This is a genomic window from Streptomyces sp. KR80 (genome assembly GCF_052245555.1).
GTDB lineage: Bacteria > Actinomycetota > Actinomycetes > Streptomycetales > Streptomycetaceae > Streptomyces.
This window is the reverse complement of record NZ_JBQQCD010000015.1, coordinates 89451-114371: the sequence shown is the minus strand read 5'-3', so window position 1 is coordinate 114371 and position 24921 is coordinate 89451. Positions and strand designations below refer to the sequence as shown.

The window sequence follows — 24921 nt, the reverse complement described above, 5'->3', positions numbered from 1 at the left end:
CGCGCCGCGACGACGCAGCCGTACGTTTGCGCGGATCCCCAGCGGGCTAGGCTCGCGGCATGGTCGCAGAGCAGCAGGCTGCCCGGGTACTCGTCGCGTCCAACCGCGGTCCGGTCTCGTACGCCCTGCCCGAGGACGGTCTTCCAGGGCCAGGCGGCGGCCCCGGCAGGAGGGCTCCCGCGCTCATCGCCAAGCGCGGCGGCGGCGGGCTGGTCTCCGGGCTGAGCGCGATCGGGCCCGAGGAGGGTGCGCTCTGGGTGTGCGCGGCCCTGGGCGACGGCGACCGCGAGGCCGTACGCCGCACGGCCGGCGTGCTCAATCCGGCCGACACCGGCGGCCGTGCCGTGCGGATGCTCGACATCGACCCCGAGGTCTTCTCCGCCGCCTACAACGGGATCGCCAATTCGGTGCTGTGGTTCGTCCACCACATGCTGTACCAGACCCCACTCGAGCCGGTCTTCGGCACCGAGTTCCGCGCGCAGTGGGCGGCGTACGAGGCGTACAACGCCGCCTTCGCCGACGCGCTCGCCCAGGAGGCGGCCGAGGGCGCCGCCGTCCTCGTGCAGGACTACCACCTGTGCCTGGTCCCCGGCATGCTCCGCCGGCGCCGCCCGGACCTCCGCATCGGCCACTTCTCCCACACGCCCTGGGCCCCGCCGGACTACTTCCGGCTGCTGCCCGACGACATCGCCCGCCAGCTGCTGCGCGGCATCCTGGGCGCGGACCGGGCGGCGTTCCTGACCCACCGCTGGGCCGACGCCTTCGCCGCGTGCTGCGCGGACGTGCTCGGCGCGGAGACGGACTCGGCGGCCGTCGTCCACGATGTGGGGGCACCCCTGGGGGCACCTCCCGGACGGAGTCTGGGGGTGGGGGCACCCCCGGCGGTAGCTGGGGGAGGCCGGACGACCCGGCTCGGCGTGCACGGGCTCGGGGCCGACGCCGACTTCCTGCGTGAGCGGGCGCACCGCGAGGATGTCGACGAACGGCTGGCGGCCCTGCGGGAGCAGATCGACGGGGACCGTCTGGTGATCGTCCGCGTGGACCGCACCGAGCTGTCGAAGAACATCGTGCGCGGCCTGTACGCGTACCGGCAGCTGCTCACCGACCGGCCCGAGTGGCGCGGACGGGTCGTCCACCTCGCCTTCGCCTATCCCTCACGGCAGGACCTGCGCGTGTACCGCGACTACACCGCGGAGGTGCAGCGGGTCACCGACGAGATCAACTCCACCTTCGGCACCGATGCCTGGCGGCCGGTGATCCTCCATGTGCGGGACGACTTCGCGCGTTCGCTGGCCGCCTACCGGCTCGCGGACGTGGCGCTGGTCAACCCGATCCGCGACGGAATGAACCTGGTCGCCAAGGAGGTCCCCGTGGTGTCGGACGAGGGCTGCGCGCTCGTGCTGTCGCGGGAGGCGGGCGCGTACGAGGAGCTCGGCGAGGAGGCCCTCGTGGTCAACCCGTACGACGTGATGGGCACGGCACAGGCGCTGCACGAGGCGCTGTCGATGCCGGCGGGGGAGCGTGCGGAACGCACCAAGCGGCTGGCAGCCGCGGCGACGGCCCTTCCGCCGCAGCGGTGGTTCCTGGACCAGTTGGGCGCCCTCAGGGCGGGTTAGCCGTTCTGGTGCTGGCTACGACAGTGGTGGCTGGGACAGCGCTTCGGCCAGCGCACTGAGCAACTCGACGACGCCGGACGGGCCGTCGACCACGATGTCCGCCCGGTCGGCGAGTTCGGTGACCTCCGCGCTGCCGCTGCACACCAGGACGCCCGGGGTGCCGTGGGATCTGAGCTCCGCCACGGCCCCGAAGGCGGCCAGGTCACCGAGGTCGTCCCCGGCGTAGAGCACGCAGCGCGCGCCCGACTCGCGCAGGAATTCCGTGAGCGCGACGCCTTTGTCGACGCCCGGCGGGCGCAGTTCCAGCACCAGGCGCCCCGGCTCGACGATCAGCCCGTGCCGTGCGGCCAGCTCGTGCAGCGGTGCCGACAGCTGTTCGAACGCGCCCTGCGGGTTCTCGGCCCGGCGGGTGTGGACGGCGATGGCCCGGCCCTTGTCCTCGACGTAGGTGCCGCGCCAGGCGCCCTCGCGGTCGAGGACGCGGGGCAGCTCGGCCTGGGCGGCGGCGACCCCGGGATGCGGGGCCGGGGCGCGCACGGTGCCGGTCGCCGCGTCCCAGCGCTCCGCGCCGTAATGGCCCAGCACCACCAGATGCCCGAGGCCGGGAACTCCGGTGAATCCCCCGTACCGTACGGCGACCTCTGCCGGGCGGCCGGTGATCACCGCGACCGAGCCGACGAGAGGCGCCAGTCGGGTCAGGGCGGGTACGGCGCCGGGGTGGGCGCGCGCCCGGTCCGGGTCCGGCACGATCGGTGCGAGCGTGCCGTCGAAGTCGAGCGCCACGACGGCCTGTTCGGGCCGCTCCAGCAGCGCGGCGAGACCGTCGCGGCCGACGGGGGTGACCGGCATCGGCAGAGGGTCCGGGATACCCATGCGGCGACCCTACCGTCCACCACCGCGTCAGCGACTGCCGCGACGCCTCTCACGGACCCGTCGGAGGCGGTTCACCGTCACCGGGTCGAGGGCGAGCGCCCGTGGATCGTCGATCAGCGCGTTCAGCAGCTGGTAGTAGCGGGTCGGGGAGATGCCGAGCCGCTCTCTTATGGCCCGCTCCTTGGCTCCGGGCCCCGGCCAGCTGCGGCGCTCCAGACCGAGCACCGCCCGATCGCGGTCGGACAGACCGCCGCCCTCCCCTTCCGTCATCCGTTCACCTTAACGGCCCGCCAGGCCCTGTCCGGTCGATCATGCCGGGCTCGCGGCGTCTGGTGCCGCGCCCTGATCCGGCCTGATCGACCGGACAGGACCTAGTGCTCCTCGTTCCGGTGCGCGGTCTGCTCCGCCTGGGCCTCGCGCTGCAGCGCGGACAGCACGCCTTCCGGGTCTCCGCCGTCCTCCACCGCCGTGCCGATCGTTGTCTTGAGCTGGGCGACCACGGGGCCCCAGGACAGCTTGTTCTGCGGGTAGAACTGGGCGGTCGGCAGCTGGTCGAGGAACTCCCACAGGTGTGTGTACCTCTTGTCGGCGCGCATCGCCTCGGAGGCGGACGTGGTGGTCGGCAGCAGATCGTACTGGTGACAGAACCTCAGCACGTTGTTCTGCTGGAAGACGAAGTTGAGAAACTTGCCGACCTGCTCGCGGTGGCCGTTCTGCTTGAAGGCCATCATCCAGTCGGCGACGCCCGCGCTCGACTTGGACTCCCCTTCCTTGCCGGGCAGCGGCGCCGTGCCGTACTTCACGCCCCGCGCGTTGATCTGCTGCATGAGCGCCGGATGGCTGTTGATCATGCCGACCTCGCCGCGGCCGAAGGCCGCGTTGAGCTGCTCGCGGTTGGTCTTGCCGGGCTGGGGGTTCGTCAGGCCCTTGCCGACCAGCTCGTCGCGCAGCCACTCGAAGGTCTTGATGTTCTCGTTCGAGTCGAATGCGTAGCTGTCGACGTGGTCGAGGAGGCCGCCACCGCCGCTGAGCGTCCAGTTGAGTGTCTCGGCCTGCGGCTCCTCCGGCCCGAACGGCAGCCCGTACGGCACCGGCACACCGGCCTGCTTCAGCGCTTCGGCCTTCTCCTGGAGCTCTTCCCAAGTCGTGGGCGGCTCGGTGATGCCCGCCTTGGCGAACAGCATCTTGTTGTAGACCAGGACCCGGGTGCTCGAGACGAACGGGAGCCCGTACTGCACGCGGTGGACCTCGCCGGCCCGTGCGAGGCCCCCCACGAAGTCGGCCTGGGTGGGGATGGAGAGCAGCTGATCCGCTCGGTAGAGCTTGTCGTCCTCGGCGTATTGGGCGTAGGCGCCGATCTGGGCCATGTCCGGAGCGTTGCCGCTCTCGACCATCTCGTGGACCTTGCGGTCGACAACGTTCCAGCTGTGGATGGTGACGTCGACCTCGATGCCGGGGTTCTGGGCCTCGAACTCCCGGGCCAGCGCGTTCCAGTACCGCTTGGAAGAGTCGCCCGGATCATCGCCGTAGTCGGCCGCGACCAGCGTGATTCTCACGTTCCCCGAGGCGATGGAGTCGCTTCCGCATCCGGTGAGCGTGAGCGCAAGCGCCGTCGTGGCTGCTGTCACTAAGACCTTCTTGAATAGCCGCACCACCGCTATACCCCCTCTGTGATGAGTGCCGCTTCTCGTGACCGGGCTCCCCCGCCCGGTCACAGGGTGCGAGTCTTCCCCCAAAACCCGCACCAGGTCCAGACCAAAGGCGCTTCCTGTTGCGGGGCGCCCTTCCCTCGCCCAGGTCAGGGCTGCTATCCACGGACGAACGGTCACCGTCACCTGTCGCCGTCGCCGTTCGCCGATCGCACCGAAGGAGCAGCGAGCATGTCCTCAGCCGAGGAGTCCCGTACCGCGTCCCGTACCGCAGCCGAGATCGCCACCCAGCCAGGCTGTTGGCGGCGGGCGGCGGAGGCGGGGGCCTCGGTGGCAGGGCTGCCGGAGCCGGGCGAGCGGGTCGCCCTCACCGGGTGCGGCACATCGTGGTTCATGGCACAGGCCTACGCGGCGCTGCGGGAGGCGGCGGGGCTGGGGGAGACGGACGCCTTCGCCGCGTCCGAGTTCCCCCTCGACCGCTCGTACGACCGGGTCGTCGCGATCACCCGTTCGGGCACCACGACGGAGATCCTGAACCTGATGTCCGCCGTACGCGGCCGGACCGCCACAACCGCGCTCACCGCCGACCCGACGACCCCGGTCATCGACGCGGCCGACAACGTCGCGGTGCTGGACTGGGCGGACGAGGAGTCGGTGGTGCAGACCCGCTTCGCGACCACGGCGCTCGCACTGCTGCGGGCGGGACTGGAGGCGGACGGCTCCCAGCCGGCCGGAGTGAAGACGGTGGCGGAAGCCGCGGTCGACGCCGAACTCGCCGTCACCCAGCCCCTGATGACGGCGGTGCTCGGCGCGGAGCAGTGGACCTTCCTGGGACGCGGCTGGACCTGTGGGCTGGCGCAGGAGGCGGGCCTGAAGCTGCGGGAGGCGGCCGGAGCCTGGGCCGAGTCGTACCCGGCGATGGAGTACCGGCACGGACCGATCTCGATCACCGGCCCGAACCGGGTGGCGTGGATGTTCGGCGCCCTTCCGGAAGGGCTGGCGGGCGATGTCACCCGGACGGGTGGGACGCTGCTCGCCGACTCCGACAGCACGACGGGACCGCGGGCGCTGGATCCGATGGCCGACCTGGTCCGCGCCCAGCGACTCGCCGTCGCGGTAGCGGAGTCCAGGGGCTACGACCCGGACCGCCCCCGCAACCTCACGCGCAGCGTAATCCTCGCCGGATAGGCCGCTCCGCGCCGCGGAAAGACATCGCCGCGGTCGTTATGGGTCCCGGCGCGACTGGCTGCTGACGGGTGGTGCTGGCTTGGCTGGGGCGGGTGTCGCCCGGCTCGCGTGCGGCTGCTGGGTGACCGGCCCCCGGGCTCCCCCCACCGAACTCCCGGGTGCCACCCGAACTCGCCCGTGCCCGGCCAGCCCGACGGCCCAGTGGCGGGCCGGTCGCCCGGGTGACGCCGCGGCGTCAGGGCTCGATCTTCAAATCCTTGCGGAGCACCGCACAGGGGCGGTGGAGCCTGCGGTCCTCGCGGTGGTCGATCACCTCGTAGCCGAGGGCGGTCCAAAAGGCCAGTGCCTTCGGGTTGTTCTCCAGCACCGCGAGCCGTACACCCGTGTGGCCCGCCACCCGCAGCCGCTCCTCGACGAGCCCGGCCAGTTCACGCCCGTACCCGGTCCGCTGTTCTTGGCCGTGCACCATCAGCAGGCCGATCCACGGGTCCGGGTCGTCCGGATCCGGATGCTCGGCGAGTGTGATGGCGACACCCAGCAGGCGGTGGCCCTCCCGGGCGAGCAGCACCTCGGCCTCGGGGCGCGCCAGCTCCTCGGCGAGGCTCGCCGCGACGTGCTCGGGGCGGATGTCCTCCGGATCGGGGAAGTCACCGCTGATCCGCTGGAAGGCCGGGTCGGAGCGGTAGAGCGCGGTCAGCTCGTCGAGCAACGGAGCCGGAAGGCCGTGCAGCCCGTCGTCAGGCTCTTCCGGCGCTGTCAGCCCGTCTCCGGAGAGCGTCAGCGGTTCGAGGATCATGTCTCGACGCTAACGCCGTCGGCCCCCGGTTCGCGAAGAACCGGGGGCCGTACGAACCGGGGGCCGACGAGACCGCCGACGAGACCTCAGACGTTGACGCCGAAGTCCTGGGCGATGCCGGTCAGGCCGGATGCGTAGCCCTGGCCGACCGCGCGGAACTTCCACTCCCCGGCGTTGCGGTACAGCTCGCCGAAGACCATGGCGGTCTCGGTCGCCGCGTCCTCGCTGAGGTCGTAACGGGCGATCTCGGAGCCGCCGGCCTGGTTGATGATGCGGATGTACGCGTTCCGCACCTGGCCGAAGTTCTGGGACCGGGTCTCGGCGTCGTAGATGGAGACCGGGAAGACGATCTTGTCGACATCGGCGGGCAGAGCCGCCAGGTTCACATTGATGGCCTCGTCGTCGCCCGCGCCTTCACCGGTGCGGTTGTCACCGGTGTGCACGATCGTCTGGTCCGGGGTGGACTTGTTGTTGAAGAAGACGAAGTGGCCGTCGGAGACCACCCGCCCGCCCGGGTTGACGGCGATCGCGCTCGCGTCGAGGTCGAAGTCCGTGCCGGTGGTGGTGCGGACGTCCCAGCCGAGGCCGACGGTGACCGCGGTGAGGCCGGGCGCCTCCTTGGTGAGCGAGACGTTGCCGCCCTTGGACAGGCTTACAGCCATGGGAGTCCCTTTCCACGTCGTGAAGTCCGCTGCGTATCGGTGACGAAGCTACCGTCATCCTCCACAACGCGAAGCGGGCAACGCCGGGTTCCGCCGTCGCGTCGTTTTCCTCACCCGCTTCCTCACCCGCCGCTCGAAAAGCGAGTGACGGGACCTCCCCGATCCGGGATCATGGACGTATGTCCGGGCCTCATCGGGAGTCCGGGGGCCGTCCCCCGGGCAAGCACCGCATCCGCGGCTCGGTCTCCCTTCCGGAGGCCGAGCTCAGGTGGCGTTTCTCCCGTTCGTCCGGCCCCGGCGGCCAGCACGTCAATACCAGCGACAGCCAGGTCGAGCTCCGCTTCGACCTCGCGGCGACGGAAGCACTGCCGCCGGTGTGGAAGAAGCGCGCGCTGGAGCGGCTCGCGGACCGCCTCGTCGACGGTGTGGTGGCCGTACGGGCGTCGGAGCACCGCTCGCAGTGGCGCAACCGCGAAGCCGCGGCCGTACGGCTGGCCGCGCTGCTCGCCGAGGCGACGGCCCCGCCGCCGAGGCCGCGCCGCCCGACGCGGATCCCCAGGGGCGTCAACGAGCACCGGCTGCGCGAGAAGAAGAAGCGCAGCGAGACCAAGCGCGGCCGCAGCGCCCGCGATTGGTAGCCGACGTCCGCTCAGCTACCCCAGCCGCCGATAGCGGCTGCGGAAATACAGCAGCGGGCCGCCCTCCGCGCTCGGCGTACTGGCCGTCAGCACCCGCCCGATCACCAGCGTGTGGTCCCCCGCCCGCACCCGCTGCTCGGTACGGCACTCCAGCACCGCGAGCGCGCCCCCCACGAGCAGCGCCCCCGCCGCCTTCCCCCGCTCGTGGACGATGTCCTCGAAGAGGAGCCGATCGCTGATCCGCCCCTTCATCGCGAACCGCCCGGCGATGTGACGCTGGCTCTCGGAGAGCACGGACACCGCCCACAGCGGCTGGCGCTCGAGCAGCTCGTCCATCCGGGACTCGTTGCGAACGCTCACCATCACCAGCGGTGGGTCAAGTGACACCGACATGAACGCGGTGGCCGTCATGCCGACGTCCTCGCCACTCGGCCCGTCCTCCGGATCGAACGCGGTCACCAGCACCACACCCCCCGCCAGCCGGGACAGGGTGGCGCGGAATTCGTCGTCGCTCACCCCATCAGCATGGGGGATGATCTCGGCACACGGGGCAGGGCTCTTCTGCAACACGCGAGGAACGCTATCCGGCCCGCCACGGCACGCGCATCGGACCCCGGTCCCAGCCGGGTCCTAGGACCCGCGGCGGAGGCTTCCGGCGCATTCCTGCCAACGTTGTCATCACGCGCCACCTGGAATTTGCGTTCAGTAACGTAACGGGAATTCGATCACCCCCTGTTCAACTCTTCACCACTGACTGTGACTTGAGTCACAGCAGGCACGAATTGTTGACCCTGTGTACCGGGTGAGCAGCTCGCTGTGATTCAGTGGCGGGAAACAGGACGAGGACCCTGGAGTTGCTGTCGAGGTCTCGGGGGGTGCGAGCGATGGAGACGGAGTCGGAGCCGTACGTCCGCCTCGCCACCCTGCGCCAGCTCCACCACGTGGTGGCGGACCTCAACACCGCCCGCAGCCTCGCGGACACCCTGCAGACCGTCGCCGACGGCGTCGTCGGCGGCCTCGGCTACGAACTCTCCGCCGTGAACCTCGTACGGCCCGACGGCGATCTCGTCGTCGCCGCCGTCGCCGGCAGCGCCGGAGCGGAAGCCCTCATGGCCGGGCGGATCGGCTCCCGTGCCGCCTGGGAGCGCTGGCTCACCATCGGCGAACGCTGGGGCGAGCTGCGGTTCATCCCGCACACCGAAGGCTGGGCGCTGGCCGACGACGACATCCCGCAGTTCCACTGCGACGGCCCCGAGCCCCGGTTCGCGGACGAGTGGCACCCGATGGACCGGCTGCTCGCGCCCATGTACTCCGCCAGCGAGGAGCTGCTTGGCGTCATCGCCGTCGACCGTCCCGGCAACGGGCGCAGGCCCGGCCCGTGGGGACGTGAGGCCCTGCAGATGTACGCCTTCCAGGCGGCCATCGCGATCAGCAACGCCCGTCTTCGGGCCAACATGCAGCGCGCTCTCGTCCGGCTGGAGCGCGAACAGCAGGCCCTGCGCGCCAGCGAGGAATCCTTCCGCCAGGCGTTCGAGTACGCACCCAGCGGGATGGCCATCGCCGAGATGGGGGGCGACCAGCACGGACGTCTCCTGCGCACCAACGACGCCCTGTGCCGGCTGCTCGGCCGGCCCGCCTCCGCGATGCGCCGCTACTCCTTCTCGGACCTGGTGCACCCCGAGGACATCGGCACCCTGCTGCGGACGTCCGCCGAGGGCGGCCGCGCCGAGCTGCGGCTCGCCCGCCGCGACGGCACATACGTCTGGGTGTCGCTGCGCAACTCGGTGGTCGCCGACGCCGCCGACGGGCCGCGCTTCCTGCTCACCCACGTCGAGGACATCGAGGACCGCAAACGCCACGAGCTGCAGCTGGCGCACCGCGCCAGCCACGACTCCCTCACCGGGCTGCCCAACAACGCCGAGCTGCGAGCCCGGCTGGGCGCACGGCTGTGCAACCGGCCGCCGGCGCTGGGGGCGAGCAGCGCCACGCTGGACGTGGCGGGCGAGCCGTACGAGAGCGCCTTGTCGCGGTACGGGGGCGCGGCATACGGCCCCACCGACGTCGAGACGGACGAGAACGGCTTCCGCTCCGACGGCTTCGACGCCCCCTTCGGCGGCCCACCGCAGTCGATGGTGCCGTACGACCACCATGTGCACACGGTCGCTCCGCCCGAGGGCGAGGCAGACGACGGTACGAAGGGGCTCGCCGTCCTCTTCTGCGACCTCGACGGCTTCAAGTCGATCAACGACCGCTTCGGGCACCACACGGGTGACGCCGTCCTGATCGCGGTGGCGCGGCGGCTGACGAGCGGAGTCCGGGACGGCGATACGGTCGCCCGCCTCGGCGGCGACGAATTCGTCGTCCTGGCGGACGGCCTCGGCCGTGCGGACGCCCAGGACCTGGCGGTCCGCCTGCGCAACGCGATCATTCCGCCGATCCGCGTCGACGGGCGGGCGGTGCGGGTGGGCGCAAGCTTCGGCATCAGCTGGGCGAGCTGCGGCATGTCGGCGGAGGAGGTCCTCCAGTCGGCGGACCAGCGCATGTACGTCGAGAAGCGCTCCCGCGCCAAAACCAACCGCCGCGCGGGCTGACCCCCCAGCACCCCATGGGCCGCCCGCCGCATGGGCCGGCCACCGGCCGACACAGCCCCGCCCCCGACTGCCGGAGGCCAGCCCCCCCCCGCCTCGGCGAGGAGACGCACGGCTGCAAGCCACCAAGCGACCACCACAACGTGCACGGACACCAGCCCAGACCGCCTCGCCGTCAGCGGCCGGGAGTCAGCACCTGCCCCCGTCGGCCGGAGGCCAGCCTCCGCCTCCGGCGGTCGGAAGCCAGCACCTCCCCTCGGCGAGGACGCATGGGCGCAAGCCAGGAACGACCACCGCAACGAGCGCGGACGCCGACCGAGACGCCGCGCGGAGGCCAGCCCCCCGCGAGGGGGCGTACGGGTGCAAGCGGGGAACGGCCGCCGCGGCGAGCGGGTAGGCTCGGTCGGTCGGTGGTGCCATCGCGCGGCAGGGTCACGGAGCCGTGCCAGGCAGGAACGCCGAGTGAATCGACCATGAATATTCGCCATCCGGACAGCACATCCCCTATCGAGGCCGCCCCGGCCCTGATAAGGACCTGTCCAGTACCTCGATCATGGGTACCAGTGGCACGAAAACCAGTTGGGGAGTGACAGGGGATGACGGCCGGGAACACCGGGGCGGGCACGCCTGAGAACGACGATCCCTTCGCGTACCTGTACCGGTCGGAGGGCGGCGACGCGGACGCGGACGCCGCTCCCCGTACCGGCGGCTACGGCTACCCCCATACCGCCCCGCAGCCCGGCGTCCCCCGCACCTCGTACAACCAGGTCTCCCGGGTCGGCGAGCGCCGCTACGGCGGCGGCCAGCAGGCCCCGCAGTCGCCGTACGGCGCCCAGCCGGCGAACCCGCACTACGCCGCCCCCGAGACCCTCCCCGGGGGCGCCCCGCGCCAGCCCGCCCCCTCCCACGGCGGCGCCGGGCACGGCGGCGGGCGCGGCCCCAACAGCCGGGCCCTGCTCATCGCCGCCATCGCGGTCGTCGTCACCGTGCTGATGGGCATAGGTGTGGCGCTGCTCACCGGCGGCGAGGACAAGGGGTCCGAAGCCCAGAACCCGTCGCCCACCGACAAAGGCCAGGACCAGCCGGGCGACGACCCCGGCGGGAACGACGACCAGCAGTTCACCCCGAAGAAGGTGGACGCGGCCTCCCTCCGCCTGGGAGGCCCGGCCGCCATCGCGAACGACGTCCCGAACGCCCGCTCCAGGACCGGGCGGTACGTCACCATGAACGCCGTGGGCGCGACGGTCACCTGGTCCGTGAACGTGCCCAAGGACGGTGAGTACACGCTCTTCACCGCCTATGGAGTCGGGGGCGAGGATGCCAACGCGACGCTGACCGTGAACGGCACCCCTCGCGCTGAGCCCCTCAAACTGGCCAACTACGCCAAGGCGGAGGACGGCCAGTGGGACCGGGGCTGGACGGACAGGTACGACTGGCTCCAACTCAATAAGGGCACGAACACCCTCGTGCTGTCCTGCAACGACGGCAATCAGTGCGCGTTCAACCTGGACTATGTGCAGCTGAAGGCGGGTCACGTCAAGGACTAGCGGACCTCTCCGCACGATCGGGACGGCGCGAGCAGGGCCAGAAAGGCCGCCACGGTCTCGGCCATCGCGTCCCGGGCCGGCGCCACGTACCGGCGAGGGTCGACCACCCGCGGATGCGAATCCAGATACGTCCGCACGGCCCCGGTGAAGGCCGTGTTGAGGGCCGTCCCGATGTTGATCTTCACCATGCCTGAGGCGACGGCCCGCCGGAGCTCCTCGTCCGGGACGCCCGACGAGCCGTGCAGCACCAACGGCACCGGCACGGCGTCCCGCAACCGGGCGATCAGCTCGTGGTCCAGCGCCGCCGTGCGCTCGGTCATCGCGTGCGAGCTGCCGACCGCGACGGCGAGCGCGTCCACGCCGGTGTCGGCGACGTACGCGGCCGCCTCAGCCGGGTCGGTCCGTACCCCCGGGGCGTGCGCGTCCAGGGGGCGGTCCCCCGTGCCGGTGGCCGAAGGCGGATCGCCGCTCTTGCCGCCCACCCTGCCCAGCTCCGCCTCCACCCAGATGCCCCGCGCATGGCCCCAACCCACCGCTTCCGCCGTGGCCTTGACGTTGTCGCCATAGCCGAGCCCGGAGGCGTCGAACATCACCGAGCTGAAGCCCTCGGCGTGCGCGCTGTGCAGCAGGTCCACCGACTCGACATGGTCGAGGTGGAGGGAGAGGGACGCCGTTGAGGCCCGGGCCACGGCGCGGGCGGCGGCGGCGATCGGAGCGAGTCGTCCGCCGTGGAACTTCACAGCGTTCTGGGAGATCTGGAGTACCGCCGGTCTGCCCGCGGCCTCCGCACCCGCGGCGATCGCCTCGGCGTGCTCCAGGGTGATGACGTTGAACGCGGCGACGGCGTGACCCGCGCTCCGTGCCTGCGCGATGAGATCCCCAGTACCGACGAGTGGCATACGCGCCCTTTCCCACATCCGGGCCGAGGCCACCTCGGCCGCCTGACGCCCCAACGCTCAGCGCCGTCCTGCGCCACCGAGTGACGCGCGCGCCCTCCCGCCACAGGAAGGACCCGCCCGGCTCATGCGCGGACCGCGCGGTCCGACCGGTCGCAGACCTCGATCCGCGGGAGCAGCTCCTCGTACGTCGCGCGGTCGAACTCGCCCGCCACCGGCATCCGTACGGCCGCCGCCGACAGGGCCACCGCCCGCGCCAGCCGGTCCGGCCACGACAGGCTCTCCACCAGACCCGACAGCAGTCCGGCCACGGCCGCGTCGCCCGCACCCGTCGGGTTGCCCGCGAGGCGGCGCGGCGGGCGGGCGTGCCAGCTGCCGCCAGCCGTCACCGCGACCATGCCGTCCGCCCCGAGCGAGGCCGCGACGGCGCGGGCGCCGCGACGGCGGGCGTCCTGCGCGGCGCGCACGGGTTCGGTGGAGCCGGTGAGCCCGGCCAGCTCGTCGGCGTTCGGTTTGACGACGTCGGGGCGTGCGGCGATACCGCGGCGCAGCGGCTCGCCGCCAGTGTCCAGCAGGACGGGAACGCGAGCCGCCTGCGCCTCGCGTATCAGCTGCGCGTACGTGCCGACCGGCAGGCCCGGCGGCAGGCTGCCGCACAGCGCGACGGCATCGGCCTCGCCGAGGAGGGTGAGGTAGCCGGTGAGGAAGGCCTCCCACTCGTGCCGCGCGATGGTCGGCCCGGGCTCGTTGAACTGCGTCGTGTCACCGGACGCCGCGTCCACGACTCCGACGGTCCGTCGGCTCGCCCCGTCGACGGGAGTGAGCGCGTCGACCAGGGCCTCGCCGGCCGACGGGCCTGGCTGCGCCGCGAGCAGGGTCCGTAGCCGCTCGCCGGTCGGACCGCCCGCGAAGCCGGTGACCACGGCGCGGTGTCCGAGTCCGGCCAGCACACGGGCCACGTTCAGCCCCTTGCCGCCCGGCCGCTCCGACACCTCCGAGACGCGGTGCGTGGCAAGGGGACGCAGCCGCGGCACGTGGTAGGTGATGTCGAGCGCGGCGTTGAGCGTGACCGTGAGGATCACCAGTCCCCCTCTCCTTCCCGCAGCGTGGGGGTGCCACCCGGACCGTCAGGCCCAGGGGGAGCGCGTAGTCATACGGACACGTGCGCGAACGATCATGCCACCGCCGGCTCCCGGGGGCGACCCCTCGTGCGCCCAAAAGGGCGGTCGGCCGGGACCTGCGGGTCGGCGGGCCCGCGCCAACGCCCGTAGGACTCAGCCGAGTTCGGGGGGAACCAGCCAATCTCCCTTGCGCATGACGCCCACCAACCCGAAGTCACCGTCCAGCACCACCAGGTCCGCGTCCTTGCCCGGCTCCAGCGAACCGATCCGGTCGTACATGCCCAGCAGCCGCGCCGGATTCGCCGAGATCGCCTCGACGACCTGCTCGACCGGCAGCCGGTCCACCAGCACTGCACGCCGGAACGCCTGGTCGAGGGTGAGCGTCGATCCGGCGATCGAGCCGCCCGCGACCAGACGGGCGACCCCGTCCTTGACCTCGACCTCCATCCCGCCGAGCGGATAGCGCCCGTCACCCTTGCCGGCCGCGCCCATCGCGTCCGTGATGAAGGCGACGCGGTGCGCCCCCGCGCGGTGGAAGGCGAGTTCCAGGATGGCCGGGTGGAGGTGCACCCCGTCGTTGATCAGTTCGACGGTGATCCGCTCGTCCTCCAGTAGGGCGGCGACCGGGCCGGGGGCGCGGTGGGCGAGGCCCGGCATGGCGTTGAAGAGGTGCGTGGCCACGGTCGCGCCCGCCTCGATCGCGCCGATCGTGACGTCGTACGAGCCGTCGGTGTGTCCGACGGCCGCGATGACGCCGTGGTCGGCGAGCAGCCGTACGGAGTCCAGGCCGCCGGGCAGTTCGGGGGCGAGCGTCATCATCCGGGCCGTGCCGCGCGCGGCGTCGACCAGCTTCCGTACGTCCGCGGGGGCGGGGTCGCGGAGCAGCGACGGCTCGTGGGCACCGCAGCGGCTGCGCGCGATGAACGGACCCTCGAAGTGGAGTCCCGCCAGGTCGCCCTGCTCGACCAGCTCGGACAGCGCGGAGGCCTGCTTCGCCAGATCATCGAGGTCGCCGGTGACGGTGGAGGCGACCATCGTGGTGGTGCCGTGGCCGCGATGGGTCGCGATCGCCTCGAGGGCCTCCTCGACCGTACCGGCGGAGAAGGACGCCCCGCCGCCGCCGTGCACATGGATGTCCACGAAGCCGGGGACGATCCAGTGATCGCTCGGCAGCGCGAGAGTGGTGGCCGCCGCGTCGCCCTCGGCGTGCCGGGTGATCGTACGGCCGTCGACAGTGACGCGGCCGCCTTCGACGACACCGGTCGGCAGCACTACGCGGGCGCCGGTGAGAACCTTGATTGCCACCATCAGGCGGTTACCTCCGCGGAGAGAAGATCCCAGGCGAGCAGACCTGCGCCCAGGCAGCCGGCGGTGTCCCCGAGGGCCGCCGGAACGATGTGGGGGGCTTGCTGGAACGTGATCCGTTCCTCGACCGCCTCGCGGAGCGGCGCGAACAACGTTTCCCCGGCCTCGGCGAGACCGCCGCCGATGATCAGTGTGCGCGGGTCGAGGAGTGTGAGGCCGGTGACGAGGCCGTCGGCGAGGGCATCGACCGCCTCCTGCCACACGGCCAGAGCGCGGGGGTCGCCGGAGGCGACGGCCTTCGCACAGTGGGCGGCGTCGGCCTCCGGGTCGTCGCCGGCGGCGGCCCAGGCACGGGAGACGGCGGAGGCGGAGGCCACGGTCTCCAGGCAACCCGTCGCACCACAGCCGCAGACGGCACCGCGGGGGCGTACGACGATGTGGCCGATCTCCCCCGCGCATCCGTGGGCGCCGGCCTCGATCCGGCCGTCGATGCCGATGGCCCCGGCGATGCCGGTACCGAGTGACAGGAAGAGAAAGCGGTCCGCGCCGCGGCCCGCCCCGAGCCGGCCCTCCGCGAGGCCTCCGGCGCGAACGTCGTGGCCCAGTGCGACGGGCATGCCGCCGAGCCGCTCGGCGAGGTGGGCGCGGAGGGGGACGTCCCGCCAGCCGAGGTTGGCGGCGTAGACGGCGATGCCCTGCTGCTCGTCGACGATGCCGGGGACCGCGACGCCGGCTGCGGCCGCGGGCTCGCCGAACCGTTCGTCGCTGAGCTGCCGCAGTTCGGCGGCGAAGTCGAGTATCGACGCGACGACGGCCTCGGCTCCGCGCTTCCGCTGGGTCGGCCGCCGCGCCTCGTACAGCAGCGCGCCGTCCGCCGCCACGAGGGCAGCCTTCATCCCGGTGCCCCCTACGTCGAGGGCGATGACGTTTCTCACGAATACAGTCTCGCGCGGAGTACCCCAAGAGGTCTAGTCCACTCACCGCGCGTCACACGCACGCCTCGGTCCTGACCGACCGATCAGGCCGGGAGGGCCTCGGCGGACGGACGTCTCGCCGCGCCCCCGCCGTCGGCGAAAGCGCCGACAATCCGTCATCAACCCCGGTCCGGACAGCGTAGGCATCGCCGCTTCTTCACCACTCAGTCAAATAGCGAACACAACCAGTCGTCCATCGGACAACGTCAGGTCAAATCTTTGTTGCTGACCTGTCAAAAAGATTCGTCCAATGGCAGGCTGCGCACGGCTCGTCCGCTTTCCGCGTGATGGGCCGTATCGGCGTGAAGGGTCGTGTCCGCGTGTGCCCCGCGTATGCCGGAGACGCACGCCCAGCACCACACCCGCACCCTCCTGTACAGGCGGGCGGCCCACCCAAGGCCGCCCCACCCCCCACGGCATGGGCCGCGACCCCGCGGTCCCGCACCAAGGAGACCGAGTGACAAGCAGGTTCAACTCTCCCCGGATACACCGCACTCGTGCCGCTCGTGCCGCGGCACTCGTAGCCTCGGCGGCCATGGTGGTCGTCGGCGTCCAGACCGGCTCGGCGAGCGCCCAGGCCGACCGCGCCGAACGTGAGGCCGGGGCCACAGCGGTCACGCTGTCCGCCGCCCAGCGCATCTCCGCGATCAAGGCCGCACAGTCCGAAGCCACGGCAGAAGCCGACGCGCTCGGTCTCGGCGGCAAGGAGAAGCTGCTCGTCCGCGATGTCATCAAGGACGCGAACGGCACGGTCCACACCCGCTACGAACGCACCTACGCAGGTCTGCCGGTCCTCGGCGGCGACCTCGTCGTGCACGAGAAGAGCGGCGCGCGCAGCGTCACCAAGGCGACCCAGGCCCGGATATCCGTGGCCGACACCACCGCCGAACTTCCCGCCTCCGCCGCGAAGAAGTCCGCGCTGAAGGCCGCCGCCTCGGAGGAAACCGAGAAGGCCGCGACGGAGAAGGCACCACGCAAGGTGATCTGGGCGGCGAGCGGCAAGCCCGTACTCGCCTGGGAGACCGTGGTGACCGGAGTCCAGCACGACGGCACGCCGAGCGAGCTGCGCGTCGTCACCGACGCCGCCACCGGCAAGCGGCTCTTCGCCGGCGAGGGCGTCCACACCGGAACGGGCACCGGTGACTACAACGGCAAGGTCACGCTGGGCACCACCAAGAATGGCAGCATGTACGAGCTCAAGGACGGTGGCCGCGGCAACCACCGCACCAACGACTTGAACCAGGGCACCTCCGGCACCGGCACGATCTTCAAGGACGCGGACGACGTCTGGGGCGGCGGACGGCAGAACGCCGGTGTAGACGCCCACTACGGCGCCGCCACCACCTGGGACTTCTACAAGAAGGTGTTCGGTCGCAACGGCATCAAGAACGACGGCGTCGGCGCGTACTCCCGCGTGCACTACGGCAACAACTACGTCAACGCCTTCTGGTCCGACGACTGCTTCTGCATGACGTACGGCGACGGCGACGGCAACAAGAAGCCCCTCACCTCGCTGGACGTCGCGGCACACGAGATGACCCACGGCGTCACCTCCGTCACCGCCAAGCTGATCTACGCCGGCGAGTCGGGCGGCCTGAACGAGGCCACCTCCGACATCTTCGCCGCCTCCACGGAGTTCTACGCGAAGAACTCCGCCGACCCCGGCGACTACCTCATCGGCGAGAAGATCGACATCTTCGGCAACGGCAAGCCGCTGCGCTACATGGACAAGCCCAGCAAGGACGGCCGTTCCAAGGACTACTGGTACGTGGGGATCGGCGCCATCGACGTCCACCTTTCCTCCGGCCCGGCGAACCACTTCTTCTACCTTCTCTCGGAGGGCAGCGGCCCGAAGACCATCAACGGCGTGAAGTACGACAGCCCGACGGCCGACGGCTCGAAGGTGACGGGCATCGGTCGCGCCAAGGCCGAGAAGATCTGGTACAAGGCGCTCACCACGTACATGACCTCCACGACCCAGTACAAGAACGCACGCACCGCCACGCTGAAGGCGGCGGGTGACCTGTACGGGACGACCAGCGCCGAGTACAAGGCGGTCGGGGCCGCGTGGACCGCGGTCAACGTGAAGTGACGACGTAGCGGGGCCAAGGGCACGGGCCGCACCGTCTCCCCACGGTGCGGCCCGTCCTGTCCTCCGGCGTCCGGCGTCCGGCGTCCGGCGTCCGGCGTCCGGCGTCCGGCGTCCGGCGTCCGGCGGGAGCGTGCTGCGATCCGGTCAGCCCTCCGGCGGTGCCTCCACGCGTACGCCTACCTGGGCCGCGAACGCCGGGGCCAGCGCCAGCAGTTGCGACGGGCTGATCACGGCTCCCGCCAGCCGGTCCAGGCCCCGCGCGATCTCCAGCTCCATTGCGGTGCGCAGGTCCACATCGGCCAGCCGCGCACCAGTGAAGTCCACCCTCCGCAGCGTGCAGTCCTGGAAGGTCACGCGCTCCAGCTGGGCTCCGCCGAAGTCGGGCTCGAGCAGCACGCACCCTTCGAAAGCCACATCCCGGAGCCGTGACTGCCGAAGGTTCAGGTAGTCGATCTTCCCCCCGCGCACCACCACCCGCTCCAGAGCGGACCCGTGCAGCTGGATCCCGCCCAGCCGGGCGTCGACCAGCTCCACATCGCGCAGCGACGCCCCCACCAGATCCGTACCGACACCGCGGACCTCCGCCAGCACGCAGTCGATGAACCGCGCTCCGCGCAGGCGCGCGTCGTCGAATCCGCAGCGCCGCAGCGCGCACTCCAGGAAGCGGATGTTGGGGCCGTTATGCCCGGTGAACTCCAGGTCCGCGAACTCCAGCCCGTCGTAGTCCCCCTCCGGCTCCAGCCCGTCCCCCTCGAAGGGACGCAGCGGCGGCAGCCGCACCTCGGCGCGCCGGACCGCCCCCACCGCCTTTCCGTCACGTGCCACGCTCACCACCACCTCACTGCCTGTCGCCCCCCACCGGTCCATCGTGGACCACGCCACCGACAACCCGTCCGGCCACCGCCCGCCGTGCGGGCATGGGAACTTGACCTCAAGCAGGCTCGAGGTCGGCTGGTGGTCACAGAAGACTGCGCGGCCGGGTGGCACACCGCCCGGCCGCGCAGGTGCGTGGACCCCCGGTCAGCTGGGGAGCAGGCCTGCCCGTTGCATCTCGGCACGCAGGGCCTGGGGGTCGGGGACGGCCGGCTGCAGACCGAGCGCGGTCGGGGCGTCAGGGAGTCCCGCGCCCGTGCGAATCCGGTCAGCGGAGGGCAACTGCCGGCAGGAGGCACGGAGCAGCCCGAAGAGGTGATCCACCCGAGCGGCCGTACGGAGCTGCTGCTGCGTGCGCAGATGGTCATGGTGGGCCAGGACCAGGGCGGCGAGTCCGGTGATGTGGGCGGCCGCCAGAGCGGTGCCGTCAACGGGGGTGTAGTCGCCGCCCGGTGCGGTGGTGACCACGGCCACCCCGGGCCCGACGAGGTCGACGCCGGGACCGACCGGCGTGAAGTGCGGGGCGTACGGACCGGGCCAGGCCGGCTGCCTTCCGGCATAGGCGGCGTGCGGGCTCTCCGGGGGGTAGGTCCCGGTGTGGCCGAGCGCCCCGACGGCCAGCACGGTGGGGAGAGAGGCGGGGAAGGCCACGGCCGCGCCGCTGTCTCCGGCGGGGGCGATGCAGGCCACCCCGGCGGCGCGGAGGTCGAGCACCTTCAGGGCCAGCAGATCCGAGGGTTGCTCGCAGGCGAGATTGAGCTGGGCGATGTCGATGTCCTGGGTGAGGCAGTGGTCCAGTGCGAGCAGCAGATCGCTGACCCGGCCGCCCGGAAGGAGCTTGCACGCGTACAGCTCGGTGTCGGCGGCGATCCCGACCACGCCGGTCCGGTTGTCCGCGGCCGCGATCACCCCTGCGCACCAGGTCCCATGCCCGGTGGCGTCGCTGTTCCAGGTGCGATCGGATCCCGTGGTGAAGTCGAAGCCGCCGCGTACCGCATCCTTGAGATCGCGGTGCGCGGAGGTGACGCCGGAGTCGAGGATGGCGATCCTGATGCCATGGCCGCGATAGGTCGGCGGGATCTGGTTCAACCGCATGGTCTGCTGGCCCCAGGCGATCATCGGTCGCTCGGGGAACCCTTCGAAGACATCGGCCAGCGGCCGCAGCTCCACCACCGACTCGGCGGCGCCTTCCAGACGCGGGTGGTCGATCCGGACCGGCCAGTACCCGGCCATGGGACGGACGTTGAGCGCACGGATGGTGGCAGTGGTGTCGGACGACAGCGTGAGGACCGCGCGGCCGTCGGCGTCGGTGATGGCGTGCGCAGGAGCGGCCGCGCCGATGGCCCATACGTGGGCTGCCGGTACGGCGGCACCGTCACTGCCCTTCACCCGGACGGTGATGCGCTGGGGTTCGTCGAAGGCCACGGCGAGGGCGGGGTCCACCATGGGCATCGCGGGCACGATCGGACTGGCCGCGCTGTACATCAGAGGCTGGTCGGGCTCGACGATGACCTGAGGGTTGTTCAGCAGCTCACGAGCCCGCTCGTCCGACATCCGCACGACGGCCACCGGCGGGAAGGCGGGGCTCGGCTCGGCGATCGCGCCCAGCCCCCGGCGGCCGCGGGAGGGCCGTACGTGCGTGAGCACCTCCACCTCGGGGTCCTCGTCCATCAGAGTGAACAGCCCCGCAGCGTCGACGGGCGGAGCTCCGCCCGGCAGCGGCCCCGGACGGGGGGCCACAAGGTATCGGCCCCACCCCGCCCCTACCAGCCGCTCAGTCGCCGACGGCTCTGCGGGCTGCGAGCCCTCGGGATTCCCGCTCCGGGCTGCTCTGCCTTGACCGTTCTGTTTGGTCTTCGGGGTCTTGCCACCGTTGTCACTCATCGCTGTACCAGCCTTCAAGCTTCGTGGAGATCATTACGTCGTGCCTCACAGCCCCCCGCCGCCTGTGCCCGTCCTGTGCGCGCCGGTGGGCCGGCCGGCTCGAAGCCGACACGGCCCACAGGCACCAGGGAATCCGTGCGATTCCCGTGACGCCGATTACGCCGATCGGGTCAGTAGAAGGAGAGGGGGGCGGCCGCCGGACGCTGCTGGGTGATCCCGGGCTGCTGCCCGAACGGCGACTGCTGGCCGTACTGCGGCTGCTGCCCGAACGGGGACTGCTGCCCGAACGGCGACTGCTGCCCGAACGGCGACTGCTGGCCGTACTGCGGCTGCTGCTGCCCGAACGGGGACTGCTGACCGAACTGCGGCTGCTGCTGGCCGTACTGCGGCTGCTGCTGCCCGAACGGGGACTGCTGACCGAACAGTGACTGCTGGCCGTACTGCGGCTGCTGCTGCCCGAACGGCGACTGCTGGCCGTACTGCGGCTGCTGCTGCCCGAACGGGGACTGCTGACCGAACTGCGGCTGCTGCTGGCCGTACTGCTGCGACCCGTAGATGTTCTGCGGCTGGGTCTGGCCCTGCTGGACCGCGGAGAGAACGGCATGCAGCTCGGGAGCGACCCGCCGCGCGCACTCGACCAGCAGGTTGCCCCACGCCTGCGACGGGATCTGGCCCTGCGTCTGAATCCCCATCACCGCCTGCGGATTGATCCGCAGCTGCTCCACGACCGCCGCGAGCGTCGACGCCGCACACCGCATGGCCAGCTCCGTGACGATCTGCGGCAGCTGCTGGATCTGCTGCCCTTGCTGCCCCTGCAGCTGGCCCGTCGGGAACATCTGCTGTCCGTACTGCTGGTACTGGGGCACCTGGTACTGCGGCTGGAACTGACCGCCAGGCACCTGCGGCTGTTGCTGGAACTGGCCACCGAAAATCTGCGGCTGCTGCCCGTAGCCCGCGCCCGGGAAGATCTGCTGGCCGTACAGCTGCTCCTGCTGGGGCTGCTGCAGTCGCATCTGCGGCTGAACAGCAGCTTCACTGAGCACCTGTGTCATGGGAACTCCTCCTTGAGCCTCACCTGAACAAACCGAAAGGGCGGGATCTCAGACCGTCCCGCCCCACGATGCACCTAAGCATTAGTGCATAAATCGTGCCATTCGAGATAGATGCGCATGAAAAACATCCCGTATGGGTCACTGGGGGTAACCTCCCAGCGGCAGCTGGGGGAGTGCAGGTGAGGTGGCGCGCACCCGGGGCAAGGCCGGCGGCGCTAGTGACCCGTGGCGCCATCGATCCGTTCGCGGAGCAAATCGGCGTGGCCGTTGTGCCGGGCGTACTCGGCGATCATGTGCACCAGGATGCGGCGCAGCGAAATCGGCTGACCGCTCCGCTCCTGTACACCGGTCTCATCCAGAGACACGGCGGCGGCGGCGATCTCACGGGCCCGCTCGCACTCCGCCCGCCAGACGGCGAAGGCTTCCCCGACATCGCCGTCCAGCGCGTCGAAGTCCTGGTTCGGGTCGTCGTCCGAGTAGTACAAGGGCGACACGTCTTCACCGGCGAACTGGTGCCGGAACCACCATCGTTCCACCCCGGCGAGATGGCGCACGAGGCCGTGCAGACTCAGCCCGGAGGGCGGGATGCCCTTCTCGGAAAGCCGCTCCAGGGGGACCCCGGAGCACTTGAGCTCGAATGTCGTGCGATGCCAGTCCAGGAAAGCGGTCAGAATCTCCCGCTCGTCGCCCACCAGGGGCAGCGCGGCCCGCGTGTCGGCGGGCCAGGTCTGCGCGTAGTTCTCCTCGGGAACTTTGCTCATGGTGAGAGCGTGCCAGGGAGCACTGACAACCTACGGCCCGCCGTCACCGCGGCGGGCGGTGCGTCACGCCGCCGCCAGCGCCCGTCAGCAGCCGCAGCCGGTGCCGGCACAGCAGGGAGTTCCCTCAGCCGGGCTGCCGGAGCTCGTGGTCTTGGCGAGGGTGTCGGCGTCGGCCTTGACCACGTAGACCTCCCAGGGCTCCCGTCCCGGACCGTGCACCCAGACCTTGTCCTGCAGTGCGTAACAGCAGGAGGTGTCGTTCTCCTCGAAGGTGGCGAGGCCCGCATCCTTGAGGCGGACGCCGGCCGCGGCGACCTCGTCGGCGGTGGCCACCTCGACGCCGAGGTGGTCCAGCCGGGTGTCCTCGCCCGGCTCCCCCTCGATCAGGATGAGCTTCAGCGCGGGCTCGGTGAGCGCGAAGTTGGCGTAGCCGTCGCGCCGCTTGGCGGGCCCGTTGCCGAAGAGCTTGGAGTAGAAGGCGACCGAGCCTTCGAGATCGGCGACGCGCAGGGCTAGCTGGACTCGGGACGACGACATGACGACTCCTTGATTCGACGTGTATCTATGCCTCTCTTCAGAGTCTGCACCTCTGATTCAGCGAATGTCAATATAGACATCCATCTAATTATCGCGCTCTCTGCGTCCGCTGTGACAGATGCGGCCCGGGAGTACCGTGAGAAGGGAAGATCCAGCCGCTGTTGCAAGCAGCCACACGTCAAGCCAGCTCCCTACGTGGAGGCCGTCGTGGACATCCTGGTGCTGATCGGCCGCATCCTCTTCGGGGCCCTTTTCCTGACCTCGGGCGCCAACCATCTGGTCAACCGCACGGCAATGGCCGGCTACGCCGCCTCCAGGGGCCTCCCGGCCCCGTTGCCTGCAACCCTCGGCTCGGGCGTCCTGCTCATCGCCAGCGCGCTGAGCGTCCTGCTGGGCATCTGGGCAGACCTGGGTTCACTGCTCCTGGCCGCCTTCCTGCTCTCGACCGCGGCGCTCATGCACGCCTTCTGGAAAGAGACCGACGCCCAGTCAAAGCAGGCCGAGATGACGCAATTCCTGAAGGATCTCGCTCTGTGCGGAGCGTCCCTGATGCTGCTCGCCTTCTTCTCGTACGCCGGTGACGACCTCGGCCTGACCCTCACCTGCCCGCTCTTCGACATTGACTGAAAATAATTGGTCTAAACCTTGACGGGCCTGGTTTAGACCAAGCACCGTGGGGTGCTCCACCCCCCACAGCCCGACCTCACCCGGGCGAAGGAGCATTCACGGTGTCGAAGAAGCGAAAGATCCTGACCCTCCTGGCCGCCGCCACCGCTGCTTGCACAGCTGTGATTGTCATGCCCATGGCCTCCGCTTCCGAGGACGCGGGAGAATTCGTGGTGAGCGAGGCCCAGTTCGACCAGATGTTCCCGAACCGGAACCCCTTCTACACGTACAAGGGCCTGACCGACGCGCTGAGCGCGTACCCCGCCTTTGCGAACACCGGTGACGAGACCGTCAAGAAGCAGGAGGCGGCCGCCTTCCTCGCCAACGTCAGCCATGAGACCGGCGGTCTGGTCCACGTCAAGGAGCAGAACGAGGCCAACTACCCGCACTACTGCGACGCCAACCAGCCGTACGGCTGCCCCGCCGGCCAGGCTGCGTACTACGGCCGCGGCCCGATCCAGCTGAGCTGGAACTTCAACTACAAGGCAGCGGGTGAGGCGCTGGGCATCGATCTGCTCAACGACCCGTGGCAGGTGGAGAAGGATCCCGCCGTGGCCATGAAGACCGGTATCTGGTACTGGATGACCGCGACCGGCCCGGGCACGATGACCCCGCACGACGCCATGGCCAACAAGCGCGGCTTCGGCGAGACGATCCGCAGCATCAACGGCAGCCTGGAGTGCGACGGCAAGAACCCCGCACAGGTCCAGAGCCGGGTCGACAACTACAAGAAGTTCGTCGAGATCCTCGGCACCACCCCGGGCGACAACCTGAGCTGCTAGCCGACGCAGCGCCCACGCAGCGGGCGGGGAGCCGCACAGCGCCGGAGGCCCTTCCGTACGACGACGGGAGGGCCTCCGCCGTCTCTCACGACAGCCGCCGGCCACAAAGAAACCGCAGGCACCTCGGGTGAACCTGCGGTTTCGGCTGGAGCCGACTGTCGGACTCGAACCGACGACCTTCGCTTTACAAGAGCGGTGCTCTACCAACTGAGCTAAGTCGGCGCCGCCCGCGCGGCACGCGCGCGTGGGGACCGGTCCACTCTACACAGGCCGCTCCGGCCCGGGCACAGAGAAATCCGCGGCCGTCCACTGCTGACAAACCGCGGATACCCCAGGTAGCGTCACCGGCGATCCACCTTCGGGTGGACTACACCTTTACTCGGATCGTCCGGCACGTTCCTGCCGGTGAAGGAGACAACAT

23 protein-coding genes and 1 tRNA gene are annotated in these 24921 nt (G+C 70.8%); 8 read left to right on the top strand and 16 right to left on the bottom strand.

Annotation, left to right across the window (positions count from 1 at the left end):
• The first annotated feature begins 59 nt into the window (after nucleotides 1–59).
• Nucleotides 60–1616: an alpha,alpha-trehalose-phosphate synthase (UDP-forming) gene (locus tag ACTWQI_RS21125; protein WP_443272647.1), complete on the top strand. Its 1557-nt coding sequence runs from the start codon at nucleotides 60–62 to the stop codon at nucleotides 1614–1616.
• A 15-nt stretch (nucleotides 1617–1631) separates the two neighbouring features.
• Here ACTWQI_RS21125 and otsB read toward each other — a convergent pair whose 3' ends face one another.
• The 3 genes from otsB to ACTWQI_RS21110 form a co-directional block, all read right to left on the bottom strand.
• Nucleotides 1632–2489 (bottom strand): trehalose-phosphatase, encoded by an 858-nt coding sequence (gene otsB, locus ACTWQI_RS21120; RefSeq protein WP_443272646.1) that lies wholly within the window; start codon nucleotides 2487–2489, stop codon nucleotides 1632–1634.
• Between the two features lie 27 nt (nucleotides 2490–2516).
• The gene (locus ACTWQI_RS21115) at nucleotides 2517–2759 is read right to left on the bottom strand and encodes a DUF3263 domain-containing protein (RefSeq protein WP_443272644.1); all 243 of its coding nucleotides are present in this window, start codon (nucleotides 2757–2759) and stop codon (nucleotides 2517–2519) included.
• 101 nt (nucleotides 2760–2860) lie between these two features.
• On the bottom strand, nucleotides 2861–4117 hold the full coding sequence (locus ACTWQI_RS21110; protein ID WP_443272642.1) for an extracellular solute-binding protein: 1257 nt from the start codon (nucleotides 4115–4117) through the stop codon (nucleotides 2861–2863).
• A gap of 252 nt (nucleotides 4118–4369) precedes the next feature.
• Here ACTWQI_RS21110 and ACTWQI_RS21105 point away from each other — a divergent pair, with 252 nt between their 5' ends.
• The gene (locus ACTWQI_RS21105) at nucleotides 4370–5326 is read left to right on the top strand and encodes an SIS domain-containing protein (protein ID WP_443272640.1); all 957 of its coding nucleotides are present in this window, start codon (nucleotides 4370–4372) and stop codon (nucleotides 5324–5326) included.
• Nucleotides 5327–5561: 235 nt separating this feature from the next.
• Here ACTWQI_RS21105 and ACTWQI_RS21100 read toward each other — a convergent pair whose 3' ends face one another.
• Together ACTWQI_RS21100 and ACTWQI_RS21095 are read right to left on the bottom strand one after the other, a co-directional pair.
• Nucleotides 5562–6122 (bottom strand): GNAT family N-acetyltransferase, encoded by a 561-nt coding sequence (locus ACTWQI_RS21100; RefSeq protein WP_443272639.1) that lies wholly within the window; start codon nucleotides 6120–6122, stop codon nucleotides 5562–5564.
• 86 nt (nucleotides 6123–6208) lie between these two features.
• The gene (locus tag ACTWQI_RS21095; RefSeq protein WP_443272637.1) at nucleotides 6209–6784 is read right to left on the bottom strand and encodes a TerD family protein; all 576 of its coding nucleotides are present in this window, start codon (nucleotides 6782–6784) and stop codon (nucleotides 6209–6211) included.
• 179 nt (nucleotides 6785–6963) lie between these two features.
• Here ACTWQI_RS21095 and arfB point away from each other — a divergent pair, with 179 nt between their 5' ends.
• Nucleotides 6964–7422, top strand: a complete 459-nt coding sequence (arfB, locus tag ACTWQI_RS21090; protein WP_443272635.1) for an alternative ribosome rescue aminoacyl-tRNA hydrolase ArfB — start codon at nucleotides 6964–6966, stop codon at nucleotides 7420–7422.
• A gap of 15 nt (nucleotides 7423–7437) precedes the next feature.
• Here the strand turns inward: arfB and ACTWQI_RS21085 are convergent, their stop codons facing one another.
• Nucleotides 7438–7938, bottom strand: coding sequence for a flavin reductase family protein (locus ACTWQI_RS21085; RefSeq protein WP_443272634.1), 501 nt, complete (start codon nucleotides 7936–7938; stop codon nucleotides 7438–7440).
• A 368-nt stretch (nucleotides 7939–8306) separates the two neighbouring features.
• On the opposite strand from ACTWQI_RS21085, the gene cdgB reads away from it, so the two are divergent.
• The gene (cdgB, locus tag ACTWQI_RS21080) at nucleotides 8307–10013 is read left to right on the top strand and encodes a diguanylate cyclase CdgB (RefSeq protein ID WP_443272632.1); all 1707 of its coding nucleotides are present in this window, start codon (nucleotides 8307–8309) and stop codon (nucleotides 10011–10013) included.
• Nucleotides 10014–10606: 593 nt separating this feature from the next.
• On the top strand, nucleotides 10607–11557 hold the full coding sequence (locus ACTWQI_RS21075; RefSeq protein ID WP_443272631.1) for a carbohydrate-binding protein: 951 nt from the start codon (nucleotides 10607–10609) through the stop codon (nucleotides 11555–11557).
• Here the strand turns inward: ACTWQI_RS21075 and ACTWQI_RS21070 are convergent.
• From ACTWQI_RS21070 to ACTWQI_RS21055, 4 genes are all read right to left on the bottom strand, one after another.
• Nucleotides 11554–12456, bottom strand: coding sequence for a class II fructose-bisphosphate aldolase (locus tag ACTWQI_RS21070; RefSeq protein ID WP_443272629.1), 903 nt, complete (start codon nucleotides 12454–12456; stop codon nucleotides 11554–11556). The genes ACTWQI_RS21075 and ACTWQI_RS21070 overlap by 4 nt on opposite strands.
• A gap of 122 nt (nucleotides 12457–12578) precedes the next feature.
• Complete coding sequence (locus ACTWQI_RS21065; RefSeq protein WP_443272627.1) at nucleotides 12579–13535, bottom strand: 1-phosphofructokinase family hexose kinase; 957 nt, start codon at nucleotides 13533–13535, stop codon at nucleotides 12579–12581.
• 192 nt (nucleotides 13536–13727) lie between these two features.
• Nucleotides 13728–14882: an N-acetylglucosamine-6-phosphate deacetylase gene (nagA, locus tag ACTWQI_RS21060; RefSeq protein WP_443272626.1), complete on the bottom strand. Its 1155-nt coding sequence runs from the start codon at nucleotides 14880–14882 to the stop codon at nucleotides 13728–13730.
• A complete protein-coding gene (locus ACTWQI_RS21055; protein ID WP_443272624.1) occupies nucleotides 14882–15814 on the bottom strand; it encodes an ROK family protein in 933 nt (310 codons plus the stop codon). Before ACTWQI_RS21055 ends, nagA begins: the two co-directional genes overlap by 1 nt.
• Nucleotides 15815–16388: 574 nt before the next feature.
• Between ACTWQI_RS21055 and ACTWQI_RS21050 the strand changes: the two genes are divergently transcribed.
• Complete coding sequence (locus ACTWQI_RS21050; RefSeq protein ID WP_443272622.1) at nucleotides 16389–17945, top strand: M4 family metallopeptidase; 1557 nt, start codon at nucleotides 16389–16391, stop codon at nucleotides 17943–17945.
• A 144-nt stretch (nucleotides 17946–18089) separates the two neighbouring features.
• Here ACTWQI_RS21050 and ACTWQI_RS21045 read toward each other — a convergent pair whose 3' ends face one another.
• The 5 genes from ACTWQI_RS21045 to ACTWQI_RS21025 all read right to left on the bottom strand — a co-directional run bounded on the left by ACTWQI_RS21045 (nucleotide 18090) and on the right by ACTWQI_RS21025 (nucleotide 23052).
• The gene (locus ACTWQI_RS21045; protein ID WP_443272762.1) at nucleotides 18090–18812 is read right to left on the bottom strand and encodes a pentapeptide repeat-containing protein; all 723 of its coding nucleotides are present in this window, start codon (nucleotides 18810–18812) and stop codon (nucleotides 18090–18092) included.
• A 153-nt stretch (nucleotides 18813–18965) separates the two neighbouring features.
• Nucleotides 18966–20489: a S8 family serine peptidase gene (locus tag ACTWQI_RS21040; RefSeq protein WP_443272620.1), complete on the bottom strand. Its 1524-nt coding sequence runs from the start codon at nucleotides 20487–20489 to the stop codon at nucleotides 18966–18968.
• Between the two features lie 383 nt (nucleotides 20490–20872).
• On the bottom strand, nucleotides 20873–21754 hold the full coding sequence (locus ACTWQI_RS21035; RefSeq protein ID WP_443272619.1) for a hypothetical protein: 882 nt from the start codon (nucleotides 21752–21754) through the stop codon (nucleotides 20873–20875).
• 215 nt (nucleotides 21755–21969) lie between these two features.
• Nucleotides 21970–22515 carry a DinB family protein gene (locus ACTWQI_RS21030; protein ID WP_443272617.1) on the bottom strand — a complete coding sequence of 182 codons (546 nt, stop codon included), beginning with the start codon at nucleotides 22513–22515 and terminating at the stop codon, nucleotides 21970–21972.
• 84 nt (nucleotides 22516–22599) lie between these two features.
• On the bottom strand, nucleotides 22600–23052 hold the full coding sequence (locus ACTWQI_RS21025) for an ArsI/CadI family heavy metal resistance metalloenzyme (RefSeq protein ID WP_443272615.1): 453 nt from the start codon (nucleotides 23050–23052) through the stop codon (nucleotides 22600–22602).
• A gap of 207 nt (nucleotides 23053–23259) precedes the next feature.
• Here ACTWQI_RS21025 and ACTWQI_RS21020 point away from each other — a divergent pair, with 207 nt between their 5' ends.
• Together ACTWQI_RS21020 and ACTWQI_RS21015 are read left to right on the top strand one after the other, a co-directional pair.
• Nucleotides 23260–23679, top strand: a complete 420-nt coding sequence (locus ACTWQI_RS21020) for a DoxX family protein (protein ID WP_443272613.1) — start codon at nucleotides 23260–23262, stop codon at nucleotides 23677–23679.
• Between the two features lie 161 nt (nucleotides 23680–23840).
• Entirely contained in the window at nucleotides 23841–24500 is a 660-nt protein-coding gene (locus tag ACTWQI_RS21015) for a chitinase (RefSeq protein WP_443272759.1), read from the top strand.
• A gap of 146 nt (nucleotides 24501–24646) precedes the next feature.
• Here the strand turns inward: ACTWQI_RS21015 and ACTWQI_RS21010 are convergent.
• Nucleotides 24647–24722, bottom strand: a tRNA-Thr gene (locus ACTWQI_RS21010).
• Nucleotides 24723–24921 lie beyond the last annotated feature (199 nt).

Excerpts from the sequence above, each read along its gene's own strand:
- ACTWQI_RS21095 (WP_443272637.1), bottom strand. The coding sequence starts at position 6,784 with ATGGCTGTAAGCCTGTCCAAGGGCGGCAACGTCTCGCTCACCAAGGAG.
- ACTWQI_RS21035 (WP_443272619.1), bottom strand. The coding sequence starts at position 21,754 with ATGACACAGGTGCTCAGTGAAGCTGCTGTTCAGCCGCAGATGCGACTG.
- ACTWQI_RS21125 (WP_443272647.1), top strand. The coding sequence starts at position 60 with ATGGTCGCAGAGCAGCAGGCTGCCCGGGTACTCGTCGCGTCCAACCGC.
- ACTWQI_RS21025 (WP_443272615.1), bottom strand. The coding sequence starts at position 23,052 with ATGTCGTCGTCCCGAGTCCAGCTAGCCCTGCGCGTCGCCGATCTCGAA.
- ACTWQI_RS21075 (WP_443272631.1), top strand. The coding sequence starts at position 10,607 with ATGACGGCCGGGAACACCGGGGCGGGCACGCCTGAGAACGACGATCCC.
- ACTWQI_RS21045 (WP_443272762.1), bottom strand. The coding sequence starts at position 18,812 with ATGGACCGGTGGGGGGCGACAGGCAGTGAGGTGGTGGTGAGCGTGGCA.
- otsB (WP_443272646.1), bottom strand. The coding sequence starts at position 2,489 with ATGGGTATCCCGGACCCTCTGCCGATGCCGGTCACCCCCGTCGGCCGC.
- ACTWQI_RS21115 (WP_443272644.1), bottom strand. The coding sequence starts at position 2,759 with ATGACGGAAGGGGAGGGCGGCGGTCTGTCCGACCGCGATCGGGCGGTG.
- ACTWQI_RS21040 (WP_443272620.1), bottom strand. The coding sequence starts at position 20,489 with ATGGACGAGGACCCCGAGGTGGAGGTGCTCACGCACGTACGGCCCTCC.
- ACTWQI_RS21030 (WP_443272617.1), bottom strand. The coding sequence starts at position 22,515 with ATGAGCAAAGTTCCCGAGGAGAACTACGCGCAGACCTGGCCCGCCGAC.
- ACTWQI_RS21100 (WP_443272639.1), bottom strand. The coding sequence starts at position 6,122 with ATGATCCTCGAACCGCTGACGCTCTCCGGAGACGGGCTGACAGCGCCG.
- ACTWQI_RS21105 (WP_443272640.1), top strand. The coding sequence starts at position 4,370 with ATGTCCTCAGCCGAGGAGTCCCGTACCGCGTCCCGTACCGCAGCCGAG.
- ACTWQI_RS21070 (WP_443272629.1), bottom strand. The coding sequence starts at position 12,456 with ATGCCACTCGTCGGTACTGGGGATCTCATCGCGCAGGCACGGAGCGCG.
- ACTWQI_RS21050 (WP_443272622.1), top strand. The coding sequence starts at position 16,389 with ATGGTGGTCGTCGGCGTCCAGACCGGCTCGGCGAGCGCCCAGGCCGAC.
- arfB (WP_443272635.1), top strand. The coding sequence starts at position 6,964 with ATGTCCGGGCCTCATCGGGAGTCCGGGGGCCGTCCCCCGGGCAAGCAC.
- cdgB (WP_443272632.1), top strand. The coding sequence starts at position 8,307 with ATGGAGACGGAGTCGGAGCCGTACGTCCGCCTCGCCACCCTGCGCCAG.
- nagA (WP_443272626.1), bottom strand. The coding sequence starts at position 14,882 with ATGGTGGCAATCAAGGTTCTCACCGGCGCCCGCGTAGTGCTGCCGACC.